This window comes from Rhizobium cerradonense (assembly GCF_030182455.1).
Classification (GTDB): domain Bacteria; phylum Pseudomonadota; class Alphaproteobacteria; order Rhizobiales; family Rhizobiaceae; genus Rhizobium.
In genome coordinates this window covers 168754-181430 of sequence record NZ_JAQJCK010000001.1, presented here as the reverse complement: position 1 = coordinate 181430, position 12677 = coordinate 168754, and the positions used below count along the sequence as shown (strand labels likewise).

Sequence of the window (12677 nt, the reverse complement as noted above, 5' to 3'; positions counted from 1 at the left end):
ACGTTCGCGCGAGATCAGTAACCAGCCTCATCTCCGCGCGCTTCTTTGGCAAGGCGACACCTCTGGGGCGGATACCGGATGACGTTGGACAGAAAGGAGATCCAATGTGCTGAACGACCATCTGACGTCTATTGCCGCGCACGTTATTCAGATAGCGCTGACAGCGGTCTTTCTGCTGGCGGGCACTGCCGGGTGCCTCAATGTCTTTTCGGCCAGGCTCGCCCGCGTCTCCGACCGGGTCAACAGCCTTTTCGAACGGGTGACCTCTGAGGACCCGGATGAAACACGGTTGCTGCAGCTCTACTATCTGCGGCGGCGAACATTGGCGCTGGAGATCGCAGTTCTGCTCGGCACGACATCGGGCGTGTTCACATGCCTTGCGACGCTCGGCCTCATGGGCGGTGCGATTCGCCAGCAGTTTCGCGAGCAATTGCTGCTCTGGCTCTTTGGGCTTGCCGTCTTCGCACTCATGGGCGCCTTTGTGGCCTTTCTCGTCGAGATGATTCTGGCCGGGCGCAGCATGCTAAGGCAGATCGCCAACGACCGTACCTTGCTCGAGCACCGGCACGGGAGTTCGAGGAAAAGTTCAACCTATTGATATCCCGTCGAATATTACTACGGATGGCACCAATCCCGGCCCCTCAGAAATCCGGATTCCCAGTCAGATCCATAGCTTGCTCTCCATGGTTCGGAGAGTGTCGTCCTCCAAAGAGCTTATAGAACGAAGAACATGGCTTTTCGCCGCCTTGGAGATAATCAGTTTTGGGATCGTCCGAAATTTTGCTTCGCCCGATTCCGCATATATTTCTGCTATTTAGTTTGAAGGTGCCGGGAAAAAATCATCTGCCCGGGACCTGTTATGTTCCCCATTTATTTGATGCACCTACAAAATGTTCACCGAAATTTAAGGGCTTGCGGAACACATATGGAACATATAGTGTCCGTTCTGGATTTGTTTCACGACACCTTCTCAGTCCCGAGGTTCAAAACGATGTTGACGCGCAAGCAGCAGGAACTGCTTCTCTTCATTCACGAACGAATGAAGGAGTCCGGTGTTCCGCCATCTTTCGACGAGATGAAGGATGCGCTGGACCTTGCGTCCAAATCCGGTATTCACCGTCTCATCACGGCTTTGGAAGAGCGCGGCTTCATCCGTCGCCTGCCGAACCGAGCCCGAGCGCTGGAGGTCATCAAGCTGCCGGAGGCCTATAGCCCGAGCCTGCAGCCTCGCCGCGGCTTTTCGCCAAGCGTCATCGAGGGTAGCCTTGGCAAGCCGCAACTTGTGCCGCCGCCCGCACCCGCAAAGCCGGTGAGTGAGGACAACAACAGTTCGGTTTCGGTACCCGTCATGGGCCGCATTGCCGCCGGCGTTCCGATCTCGGCCATCCAGAACAATACTCACGACATCACCGTTCCCGCCGACATGCTCGGCTCCGGCGAGCATTATGCGCTGGAGGTCAAGGGCGACTCGATGATCGATGCCGGCATCTTTGATGGCGATACCGTCATCATCCGCAACGCCACGACCGCCAATCCCGGCGACATCGTCGTCGCTCTCGTCGATGATGAAGAGGCGACATTGAAGCGCTTCCGCCGCAAGGGAGCCTCGATCGCGCTTGAAGCGGCAAACCCTGCTTACGAAACCCGCATCTTCGGGCCGGATCGAGTGAAGGTACAAGGCAAGCTCGTCGGTCTCATTCGCCGCTATCACTGACCGGTGACGCCGGCTTGAGCGGCGCGCCAAAAGTGTCTGTTCGCCAGTCGTAGGAGCGATGCAGGCTCCATGGCCGCGAAAGGTTTTCAAACGCTGCCGTCATTATCGGTTTATCGGTGCTAAGGCTCATTTCGATGGACCCTGTGCGGCGCAATGTTGCACCTGTGAAGAGCGTGGCGCCAGAGCGGCAGCGATCAAGACGCAGCCGTACGGAGGTGATGACGATATTGGCCGTGTCGCAGGCCGGAGCGAGATAGGCGGCATCTTCAATGGTGACAAGCATGTCGCCATTATCCAGCATTGCCACGCACCATGCACCTTTTTGGCAGGCGAAACCGCCCGGCCCGGCCGCGTCTAATGCCGCATCCATCGCCTTTCGAACGGTGCTCTGTTCTTCGGAATTCAGGCGACGATGCTTGTCTGATTTGCTGATTTTGGGGAGCTGACTATCCGGCGGAAGCATCGTTGGCGGTTGCTGCTCGGTGATCGCCAATGCTCTTTGCCACTGCTCGAAGATGAAATCCGGCGGTTTTTCGCGGTTTGTCGTCAGCGCACCGTTGCGCAACAAGGCGACCAGCGTGCCGTCCTCGGAGATCATGAGATCAGGCTTCAGGACACCGGGGCCGAGCGCCACGACTGCGACCGAACCGGTGATCAAGAGCGCACCTGCATGTCGCAGCCATGTTCTCAGCAAGGTCATCAGCAAGAAGCCGGCTATGACCGTCGGGAACAGCCAGACCGGCAGCCGGCCGAAGGGAATATTACCGCCCCAGGCGGCAACCGTTTTGGCAATGACGATGACGACATCAAGTCCCCAGCCGGTTATCTGCCAGAAAGGGGCATCAACGCCAAATGGCATCAGTAGCGTCGCCGCCATGCCAAACGGCATGACGACAAAGGAGACGACCGGCATAGCCGCCAGATTGGCAACGAGGCCATATGTCGCCAACCGGTGAAAATGTTCTATCGAGAAGATTGCCGTCGATGCGCCGCCTATAAAAGAGGTCGACAATATGCTTCCGAAGAAACGGGAAACGAAGAGCAGCGGACGCATGACCCGGAACCGGGAGAGAACGCTCTCCCGATGCGGCCTCCTCGCCCAGAGCGAATAGCCGGACACCAACGCCAGGGTCGCGGCGTAAGACATCTGAAAACTTGGTCCGAGCGCCTGCGAAGGCGACAGTATGAGAATGACTATCGCCGATAGCGCCACGTTGCGCAGGCTGATGGATGGCCGGTCGAAGAGCACGGCGATCAGCATGATCGCCATCATGATGAAGGCACGCTCCGCGGATACCCCGAAGCCGGAAATGAGGTAATAAGCCGTCACTGTGACCAGCGCGCCGAAGGCCGCAATCTTCTTCGTTGGCCAAGCCTGTGCCACGCCGAAAAACAGACTGAGGGCATAGCGTAAACCGACATAAAAGATGCCCGCGGAGAGCGCCATGTTTAGGCCGGAGATGGCGATGATATGCGCAAGACCCGAGGTCCGCAGCGCTTCGGTCGTGTCGTCTGAGATCGCTCGTCTCTCATCGGTGACAAGCGAAGCCGCAAAGGCGCCGGTGTCTCCGGGCAAAAGCGTCCTGATTCTATCGCCGATATGGCTGCGCAAACCGGCAAGCCAGATATCCGCCTTGTCGAGGACCGATCCCTGAACTACATCACTAGTCGGTGACAATAGTGTCGGCGTTCCATAGGCAAAGCCATTCGCGCCGGTGCCATCGAAATAGGCGCTGAAGGCGAAATCGTTGAGGCCGGGCAAGGCAGGTCCGGCCGGCGGCGTCAACCGCGCTCTACCCTGAATGCGGTCGCCGAGTTCGAAGGGCTGGAGCTGTTTGCGCACGAAAATGGTGATCTGCGCCGGCGGCCTGCGAATGGTCGGTTTTTCCGTTGCCTCCAGGGCGACGACATAGCGCCAATGGCCCTTGTCGTCGGCTTCACGCCGTTCGATCCGCCCGGTGATGGTGGTCGTCACCGCAGAGTCGAGCATCACCGTCGATGCGCGCCAGGTTTCGCATTGCGCCAGAGCCATGCCGGAGCACATCAGCATGCCGGCAAACAATATGTGCCGTAGCACTCGCCCCGCGTGCTGCTGGCGGAAGAATGCGACAGCGAAGATAAGGAGGGCCGCAAAAACAGCTTGCGGCGGCGGATCGGCTCCGACCGAGAACCAGACGATCGCGCCGGCGCCGATGTAGACCGGCGCAAATAGCATCGCGCGACCGTGCGCCGCCTCTTCTTCGGCTAAATGGTAAATGCCGGGTCGGATGCTGCCCGCCGCGAGGCGAAGGCGGGCAATAAGCGCGGCATGGTCCTGTGTCCGCTCCGGCCGCGACGCTTTGGCACGAGAAATAACGGCGCCCACGCCCTCCTCGCGCACGGCAACCGCAGCCAATTCCCGACTATCCACCTGCGGATCCGGTGCCTCTAAATTAGGCATATACTCCAGCGCCCACGCAAAACTACAGCTATAGCGAGAGTTTTGCCGTCACCGGCCAGTGATTTCAACTGAAATCGGCGTCATCGCCGACAAATGACGCTAATTCACGCTTGCGCAAAATGGTCCCTTCTACCGCAGTGCCCAAAAGTTGATACCGCAATGCACAAATAGGCGTAAGGATAACTTGGCATTAGGCTCTGGATCATATAGCTAATCGTTAGTCGCTTAACCCTTTGGCGCTTTTTAAGGCGCCAATCCCGCCAAATCTTGGAGGATCAGCATGACGGAACAAAGCGCGAAACTAACTTGGGGTGAAAAGACGGTGGATTTGCCGGTTAAGTCCGGAACCATCGGCCCAAGTGTCATTGATATTGGTGCCCTTTATAAGAACACCTCCACTTTCACCTACGATCCTGGCTTCACTTCGACTGCGTCGTGCGAATCCAGCATCACCTTTATTGATGGCGACGAAGGCGTTCTGCTGCATCGCGGTTATCCGATCGAACAGCTTGCCGAACACGGCGACTTCCTCGAAGTCTGTTACCTGCTGCTCTACGGCGAATTGCCGACCGCAGCCCAGAAGAAGGACTTCGATTACCGGGTCGTGCACCACACCATGGTGCATGAACAGATGTCTCGCTTCTTCACCGGCTTCCGTCGCGATGCGCATCCGATGGCCGTCATGTGCGGCTGCGTCGGCGCTCTGTCGGCCTTCTATCACGACTCCACCGACATCACCGATCCGCACCAGCGCATGGTCGCAAGCCTGCGCATGATCGCCAAGATGCCGACGCTTGCCGCCATGGCTTACAAGTACCATATCGGCCAGCCCTTCGTTTACCCGAAGAACGACCTCGATTATGCGTCGAACTTCCTGCGCATGTGCTTTGCCGTGCCCTGCGAAGAATATGTGGTCAACCCGGTGCTTGCCCGCGCCATGGACCGCATCTTCATCCTGCACGCCGATCACGAGCAGAATGCGTCGACATCGACGGTTCGCCTCGCGGGCTCTTCCGGTGCCAACCCCTTTGCTTGCGTCGCCGCCGGCATCGCCTGCCTCTGGGGTCCCGCTCACGGCGGCGCCAACGAAGCGGCGCTCAACATGCTGACGGAAATCGGCACGGTTGACCGCATTCCGGAATATATCGCCCGCGCCAAGGACAAGAACGATCCGTTCCGGCTGATGGGCTTCGGTCATCGCGTCTACAAGAACTACGATCCGCGCGCCAAGATCATGCAGAAGACGGCGCACGAGGTTCTCGGCGAACTCGGCATCAAGGACGATCCGCTGCTCGACATCGCGATCGAACTGGAGCGTATCGCGCTGACCGATGACTATTTCATCGAGAAGAAGCTTTACCCGAATGTCGACTTCTACTCCGGCATCACGCTGAAGGCTCTCGGCTTCCCCACGACCATGTTCACGGTGCTGTTTGCGCTTGCCCGCACCGTCGGCTGGATCGCCCAGTGGAACGAGATGATCGAAGATCCGGAACAGCGTATCGGCCGCCCGCGCCAGCTCTATACCGGCGAACCGCAGCGCGAATACGTTCCGGTTTCCAAGCGTTAAGCCGAAGAAGCGAGACAACAAAAAAACCCGGTCAGAAATGGCCGGGTTTTTTCTTGGACAGGACATCGAGAACGATCGCCGCCGCCTTTTCGCCGGGCGGCTCCTCGGTCTGCATCCGCTGCCAGACCAGATCGTAACCCTGAAGCATGGCTGCACGCTCGGGCGTATCGCTCGATAGCCGCTCCATATAGCGCGCCAGCAGACCGGGACGCAGCACGTCATTAATCAGCTCGGGCACGACGGCATAATCGGCAATCAGGTTCGGCAGAGCTGCTGTCCAGGTCTTGATGCGCGAGAGTACGAATCGGGCAAGCCACTCCGTCTTGTAGGCCGAGACGACGGGAACGCCCGCAAGGCCCAATTCCAGCACCACGGTGCCGGAAGCCGCCATCGCCGCATCCGCTTCCGCGAAAGCGTTCCATTTGGCATCCTGGCCGACAAAGACATCCGGCTTGACGCGCCAGTTTTCAAGGAGGGAGCGCACCAATGCCTCTTGTCGCGGAACGGTCGGCAACACGTAACGAACGCGATCGTTTCGCCGGCTAAGCTCCGTCACCGCCTGCTCGAAAACCGGCAGAAGCTGGCGGATTTCCGAGGAACGCGAACCGGGAAGCAACAGGATCGTCTTCTCTCCGTCAGGCGCGCCGAGAGGGCGAAGCGCACGCCGGCGGCGGGTTTCGACCAAGCTCGAATCCACCGTCAGCCGATGGCCGACATAGGTCGTGGCCGGCCCCGCCAAGCGCTGCATCGCTGCCGGCTCGAACGGCAGGATGGCGAGGACATGATCGACATAGGCGAGCATTTTCTGCGCGCGATATTCTTTCCACGCCCACACGCTCGGGCAGACATAGTCGACGACCGGCAAGTCCGGCAGCGCCGCGCGCACCTTCTTGGCAACGCGATGGGTGAAATCCGGGCTATCGATGATCAGGAGCACGTCCGGCTTGGCTGCGATGATGGCGTCCGCCGTCTGGCGGATGCGGGCAAGCAGTTTCGGCAGTCGCTTGATGACCTGCGCAAAACCCATAATCGACAGTTCGGAATAATCGAAAAGCGAACGCAGACCCTGCGCTTCCAGGGCATCGCCACCAACGCCGATCAGTTCGACGGCGCCATCGTAACGTTGCTTCAATGCCGCGACGAGATCGCCGCCGAGCAGATCGCCGGAGACCTCGCCGGCTACGACAGCAAGCTTTAACGGCGCATCGCTCACATAAAACCCTCCGCGCTAAGGCCGCGATCGATGCCGCAGACGAAAAGCCCAGCTTCGTCGGCAGCCGCAATGACCGCTTCGCGCTCCAGCACCAGCGCCCTGCCCGCCTCGACGGCGACGCCGGCAAGGCCGGCCTTCTTTGCGTTGAACACGGTCGAAACCCCGATCGACGGAAGGTCGGCGCGCACATCCTGCTGCGGCTTGCAGAGCTTCACCAATACGCCCCGGCGACGCGCCGATATGCGCCCTTCGGCCCGCAAACCGGCGACGCGCTCGATCATCTTGTCTGTGCCCTCGGCGCCCTCCAGCGCCACGACACGGCCGCCGACGCTGACGGCACCCTGCCCGACATCCAGCAATCCAAGGGCAATGGCTGCCTTCGCTCCCTGCGCGATATCGCGCAGATCCTCTTCCGATGGCGAGAAACGGCCGAGCGGCCCGGTGGTCGCCAGCAGATCCGGCGCGATCTCATGCGCGCCGACGACGCGGACACCGCCGGCCTCGATCAAACGGATAACCATCTGCAGCACAGCATTGTCGCCGCCGGAAAGAAGGGTGCGGATGGTCGACGGCAATTCCTTGATCACGCGCCAAGTCGGACGCACATCGCGCCAGGGCGGACGACGCGCGACAGCGCCGGACATGACGACCCGGTCGACTCCATAGCGGCGAAACATGGCCTCCAGGCCGGCAAAATTGCCGACGCCGAGATTGGCATGATCGAAAGCGGACCAGTCGCGATCCGCCTCATCCGTCAGCGCAATGATAACGGGATTTTCGCCTGCCTGCCGGGCGGCATCGGCAACATAGGCCGGCAAAAAGCCGCTGCCTGCGATGATCGCCAGCCTGCCCGCATGGTTTTGACCGCTCGCGGCCACCTCAGCCCTTACCGCGATTGGGCGACGACAATGCGCGATCGCTTTCGGCGGCGATGAAATCGAGGATCTCGATCACTTCCTTACAATCGGCATATTCTTCGCGGATCGCCGCCGCATTGTCGCGGATCGAGCCCTCGCCTTCGAAAATGCTCTTATAGGCGCGGCGAACCGTATGGATGACCGAACGCTCAATTCCGGCGCGCGTCATGCCGACAATATTGAGACCCGAGAGTACGCCTGGATTTCCGTTCAGCATGCCATAGGGAATGACGTCATAGCTGGCGGCCGAAAGACCGCCGATGAAGGCTTGACGGCCGATGCGGGTGAATTGATGCACCGCGCAGCCGCCGCCGAGGATGGCGCGGTCTTCGACGGTGACATGCCCGGCCAGCATGACATTGTTCGACATGATGACGTTGTTGCCGACGCGGCAATCATGGGCGACGTGGGAATTGGCAAGGAACAGGTTGTTGTTGCCGATGATGGTCTTGCCGCCGTAGTCGGCGGTACCGGTATTGATCGTCACGCCTTCGCGGATCGTGCAATTCTCGCCGACGTCCAGCGTCGTCTCTTCGCCGCCGTGATGCACGCTTTGCGGATCGCCACCGACGACCGCCATCGGGAATATCTTCGTGCCCTTGCCGATCGTCGTCCGGCCGGTCACAACCACATGCGTCAAGAGCTGAACAGCATCATGCAACACGACCTTGGGGCCGACATGGCAGAACGGGCCGACGACGACATTCTCGCCGATGACCGCTCCATCCTCAACGACCGCGAGCTTATGAATGCGCGCGCTTTTTGCAATACTGCTCATGCCTGCTCTTGGTCCTTCCGTACGATCATCGCGCCGATATCGGCCTCGGCAACCAGCGAGCCATCGACCTTGGCGTCGCAATGGAACTTCCAGATCGTACCGCGCTGCTTCAGCTTGACAACGTGGAATTCAACACGATCGCCAGGTACGACCGGCTTGCGGAAGCGGGCATTGTCGATCGTCATGAAGTAGACGAGATTGCCGCCGATTCCGTCCTTGCGGGCGCAGATCGCGCCTGCCGTCTGCGCCATACCTTCGATGAGCAGAACGCCCGGCATGATTGGCGATCCCGGGAAGTGGCCGGTAAACTGCGGTTCGTTTGCGGTGACGTTCTTGATGCCGATCGCGGAATTATCGCTATCGATCTCGATGATCTTGTCGACCATCAGGAAGGGATAGCGATGCGGCAAAAGCTTCATGATCTCGATGACGTCTGCCGACGACAGCGACGTCTTGGCTTCTTCAGTCATGCTCCGCACTCCCGTCCTTCTTTTCTCTGGCTCCTGACCGTTTTGCGATCTCCGCCGACTCTCTTAGAAAATCCCACAATGGCCGTGCCGGAAGGCCCGCATAGCGCTCGCCCGCCGGAATGCTGTTCATCACGCCGCTTTTGGCACCGATCTGAACACCGTCGCCGATATGAATATGGCCGTTCAAGCCCGCCTGACCACCGATCTGCACACCGTCGCCGATCACCGTGCTGCCGGCAATGCCGACCTGGCTGACGATCGCGCAGTGGCGGCCGATGCGGACGTTATGTCCGATCTGCACCTGATTGTCGATCTTGGTGCCCTCGCCGATGACAGTGTCATCCATGGTGCCGCGATCGATCGTGGTATTGGCGCCGATCTCGACATTGTCCTGAATGATGACACGGCCGATCTGCACGATCTTCACCATACCACGCGGGCTTGGCGCATATCCAAAACCATCCTGGCCGATACGCGCGCCATTGTGAATGATGACGCCATTACCGAGGTAGGAGCAAAGCACGCTGGCGCCGCCGCCGATCGTGCAATTGCGCCCGATCTTGACACCCGGCCCGATCATCGCGCCGGCTCCGATGCGCGTACCCTCCCCGATCTCAGCACCCGGTCCGATAACCGCGCACGGCTCAACGCCGACGTCAGCCTCAAGCTTGGCGGTCGGATCGATGAAGGCCGCCGGCGAAATCAGCGTTGGCGCAGAGGTCAGTGCAACCGGACGCATGGCTTGCGGATGCAGCAGAGCGCCCGCCAGCGCGAAATCCGTGTGCGGCTTTCTGGAAAGGAGAACCGGGATATGCGCGGGAACGAAAGACTTCAGCGCCGGCAAGCAAATGATCGCCGAAGCCCGACAGGTCTCCAGTTCCGCACGATTCTTCCGGGAGAGAATGTAGCAAACGTCGCCTTCGCCCGCCCGGTAGACGGGAGCGATGGACTTGATGACGACGCCGGCAAAGGCCTCGTCAGCAAGTTCCGCCCCAAGATGCTCGGCCAGCGCACGGAGGCTGACGCCATCATGGGGCGGGAAAAAATCGATATGTTCCATAAGCACCAGCTCCAGAACGGTGTTAAGCCCGCAGTTCTGGGCTGCCGATATCAGAACTGGTTGGCGATGCCAAACCGGAAATTCTCAGTCTTGTCGTAGTCTTCCTTGAGAACCGGCACGGCATAGTCAACTCGGATGACGCCGAAGGGCGACGACCAGATCAGGCCCGCACCCAACGAAGCACGGATCGAGCTGTCGTTGTGCAGTACGTCACCGAAGAGGTCAGCCTTGTTGCCGTAGAGCGTACCCGCATCGGCAAAGGCTGCGACGCGCAGACCGATATCCTGCGGAACGCCCGGCATAGGCATGCTTGCTTCAGCGGAAGCCGTGAAGTAGGTCGTGCCGCCCAGCGCATCGCCATGCGACGAACGCGGACCGATACCGGCATTCTCGAAGCCGCGGATTTCACGGCCACCGAGCGTGAACTGATCGAAGACGTTCAGGTGATCGCCTGTCGGCATGACATAACCGGCGCCAACCGTCAGCGAGCCGATGATGTCCGCTTCGTCGCTGATCATCTTGTAGTAACGCGCCTTGCCGCTCAGCTTGTAGAAGTCGGAGTCGCCGCCCAGACCCGCATATTCATGCGTGAATTTGGCGATGATACCTTCGCGCGGCAGGTTCTGATCGTCGAGCGTGTTGTAGGTAAAGGTCTGCGAAATCGTCGACTGCACCCACGGGCTGTTGTTCACGAGATTCAGATACGGAGCCGACAGATTGTTCTCCCAATCGTCGGTGCCATCATACTGAAGACGCTTGTAGTTGTAGCGCAGGGTCGTCGCCAGGTTCTCGGTGATCGGCGCGGTGACGCGCAGCGAGAAGCCTTCTTCCGAATAATCGTAGAAATCGTCGCTCGAGGTCTGGTTCCTGAAGATGTCAAAGCCGGCAGCCAGACGATAGCCGAGGAAATAGGGCTCGGTGAACGAGATGTTATAGGTACGGTTGCCTTCCGTGCCGGCACCTGCGGCGATACGGATGTACTGGCCACGGCCGAGGAAGTTCTTTTCTTCGACCGAAGCTTCGAGCAGCAGACCGCCGTTGTTGCCGACGGCGTAACCAGCACCGATACCAAACGAACCGGTCGGCTGGTCTTCGACGTTGACGATCACGACGACGCGATCCGGAGCGCTGCCCTGGGCCGTGCTAATGTCAACCTTGGTGAAGTAGCCGAGGGCGTCGAGACGACGCTTGGCGCGGGTGATCATTTCCTGGTTGAAGGCATCGCCTTCATTGAGATCGAACTCACGGCGAATGACGTAATCGCGCGTGCGGGTGTTGCCGCGGATTTCGATGCGCTCGACATAGGCGCGTTCGCCCTGATCGACCAGATATTCAATACCGATCGTGTGGCCGGTGAGGTCACGATTGCCGCGCGGCGTGATGCGGGCGAACGGATAGCCGGCCGCAGCAACGCGCTTGGAAATGTTCTCGATCGAGGTCTGGATATCCTTGGCGCTGTAGACATCGCCCTTGTGGGTGATGACCAGGCTCTTCAGGTCGTCCGCATTGATGCCCTCGACCGTCGACACCACGTTGATGTCGCCATAGGTGTAGCGCGGACCTTCATCGACGTTGAAGTTCAGCGTGTATTCGTTGTTCTGCTCGTTCAGCGTCGCATCGGCACTGACGATGCGGAAGTCGGCATAACCGTGATTGTAGTAGAACTGACGCAGCGCATCCTGGTCCGCCTGCTGGCGCTCGGCGCTATAAACGTCCTTGCGGGTCAGGAACGACAGGAAGTTCGACTTCTTGGTGCTGATCACCGAAGCAAGACGGCCGCTGCTGTAAGCCTGGTTGCCCGAGAAATTGATCTTGTCGATCTTGGTGCGGTCACCTTCGTTGATGACGAAGGCCACGTTGATGCGGCCCTCAGCGACCGGAACGGTCTGCGTCGTCACCTGGACTTCATTACGGCCAATTGCGGCGTAAGCGTCCTTGATGGTCTTGATGTCGGCCTGGACCTGGGTTTCGCTGTAAGGACCGGCGGCATGGGTCTGAACGATGCCCTGGAGCTTGTCGTCCTTGATCTTATGGTTGCCGTTGAAAACCACGGCATTGATCAACTGGTTTTCCTTGACGGCAATGACCAGCGTGCTGCCAGAGACAGTCATGTTTACATCGGAGAAGTATCCGGTGGCATAAAGTTGCTTTACCGAATTGTCGATGTCGGCTGGCGAAAAGCTCTTGCCGGGCTTGATCGTGATATTGTCGCGAACAGCCTCTGCACCAACGCGTCCAGCTCCCCTGACATCGACCCGCTGTATGACAGCGGCTTCTGCGACTGAGGCAGAAGCAAGGGTGATAACACCAGCGCCCGACGCAACAACACCTGCAGACAGCGCTACCGCCGACACTGCGTTCAATAATCTTGAACCAGCCTTCATTTTCACTTCTTACCTTTTTATCAGTCGTCCCCAGCCCCGAGCGAACCCGATTCCGGCCACGTGTGTCGTTTTACCCGCTTTTGACATACAAGCAAGGGAGCAAGTTAATTTCTGTTTACTTCATTTCAAAC

Annotated in this window: 10 protein-coding genes; 3 read left to right on the top strand and 7 right to left on the bottom strand. The window is 59.3% G+C overall.

The window, feature by feature from the left end:
* Positions 1-106: 106 nt before the first annotated feature.
* The gene (locus PH547_RS00955; RefSeq protein WP_285167264.1) at positions 107-598 is read left to right on the top strand and encodes a DUF2721 domain-containing protein; all 492 of its coding nucleotides are present in this window, start codon (positions 107-109) and stop codon (positions 596-598) included.
* 393 nt (positions 599-991) lie between these two features.
* Positions 992-1714, top strand: a complete 723-nt coding sequence (gene lexA / locus PH547_RS00950) for a transcriptional repressor LexA (RefSeq protein WP_285167262.1) — start codon at positions 992-994, stop codon at positions 1712-1714.
* On the opposite strand, the gene PH547_RS00945 is transcribed toward lexA, so the two are convergent.
* Entirely contained in the window at positions 1695-4154 is a 2460-nt protein-coding gene (locus PH547_RS00945; RefSeq protein ID WP_285167260.1) for a ComEC/Rec2 family competence protein, read from the bottom strand. The genes lexA and PH547_RS00945 overlap by 20 nt on opposite strands.
* A 280-nt stretch (positions 4155-4434) precedes the next feature.
* On the opposite strand from PH547_RS00945, the gene gltA reads away from it, so the two are divergent.
* Positions 4435-5724 carry a citrate synthase gene (gene gltA, locus PH547_RS00940; RefSeq protein WP_104822989.1) on the top strand — a complete coding sequence of 430 codons (1290 nt, stop codon included), beginning with the start codon at positions 4435-4437 and terminating at the stop codon, positions 5722-5724.
* Positions 5725-5755: 31 nt separating this feature from the next.
* On the opposite strand, the gene lpxB is transcribed toward gltA, so the two are convergent.
* From lpxB to bamA, 6 genes are read right to left on the bottom strand one after another with little or no spacing between them, the layout of a single operon-like run.
* The gene (gene lpxB / locus PH547_RS00935; RefSeq protein WP_285167258.1) at positions 5756-6937 is read right to left on the bottom strand and encodes a lipid-A-disaccharide synthase; all 1182 of its coding nucleotides are present in this window, start codon (positions 6935-6937) and stop codon (positions 5756-5758) included.
* Positions 6934-7815, bottom strand: coding sequence for an LpxI family protein (locus PH547_RS00930; protein WP_283050276.1), 882 nt, complete (start codon positions 7813-7815; stop codon positions 6934-6936). The genes lpxB and PH547_RS00930 overlap by 4 nt, the downstream gene beginning before the upstream one ends.
* A gap of 1 nt (position 7816) precedes the next feature.
* Positions 7817-8632, bottom strand: a complete 816-nt coding sequence (gene lpxA, locus PH547_RS00925) for an acyl-ACP--UDP-N-acetylglucosamine O-acyltransferase (protein ID WP_104822986.1) — start codon at positions 8630-8632, stop codon at positions 7817-7819.
* Positions 8629-9102 carry a 3-hydroxyacyl-ACP dehydratase FabZ gene (fabZ, locus tag PH547_RS00920; protein WP_028755031.1) on the bottom strand — a complete coding sequence of 158 codons (474 nt, stop codon included), beginning with the start codon at positions 9100-9102 and terminating at the stop codon, positions 8629-8631. The genes lpxA and fabZ overlap by 4 nt, the downstream gene beginning before the upstream one ends.
* Positions 9095-10162 carry a UDP-3-O-(3-hydroxymyristoyl)glucosamine N-acyltransferase gene (gene lpxD, locus PH547_RS00915; RefSeq protein WP_285167253.1) on the bottom strand — a complete coding sequence of 356 codons (1068 nt, stop codon included), beginning with the start codon at positions 10160-10162 and terminating at the stop codon, positions 9095-9097. The genes fabZ and lpxD overlap by 8 nt, the downstream gene beginning before the upstream one ends.
* A gap of 50 nt (positions 10163-10212) precedes the next feature.
* Complete coding sequence (bamA, locus tag PH547_RS00910) at positions 10213-12546, bottom strand: outer membrane protein assembly factor BamA (RefSeq protein WP_104822984.1); 2334 nt, start codon at positions 12544-12546, stop codon at positions 10213-10215.
* Positions 12547-12677 lie beyond the last annotated feature (131 nt).

What these genes read in the sequence shown, in the direction of transcription:
- bamA (WP_104822984.1), bottom strand. Translation starts at nt 12,546, where the DNA reads ATGAAGGCTGGTTCAAGATTATTGAACGCAGTGTCGGCGGTAGCGCTG.
- fabZ (WP_028755031.1), bottom strand. Translation starts at nt 9,102, where the DNA reads ATGACTGAAGAAGCCAAGACGTCGCTGTCGTCGGCAGACGTCATCGAG.
- lpxD (WP_285167253.1), bottom strand. Translation starts at nt 10,162, where the DNA reads ATGGAACATATCGATTTTTTCCCGCCCCATGATGGCGTCAGCCTCCGT.
- lexA (WP_285167262.1), top strand. Translation starts at nt 992, where the DNA reads ATGTTGACGCGCAAGCAGCAGGAACTGCTTCTCTTCATTCACGAACGA.
- gltA (WP_104822989.1), top strand. Translation starts at nt 4,435, where the DNA reads ATGACGGAACAAAGCGCGAAACTAACTTGGGGTGAAAAGACGGTGGAT.
- lpxA (WP_104822986.1), bottom strand. Translation starts at nt 8,632, where the DNA reads ATGAGCAGTATTGCAAAAAGCGCGCGCATTCATAAGCTCGCGGTCGTT.
- PH547_RS00945 (WP_285167260.1), bottom strand. Translation starts at nt 4,154, where the DNA reads ATGCCTAATTTAGAGGCACCGGATCCGCAGGTGGATAGTCGGGAATTG.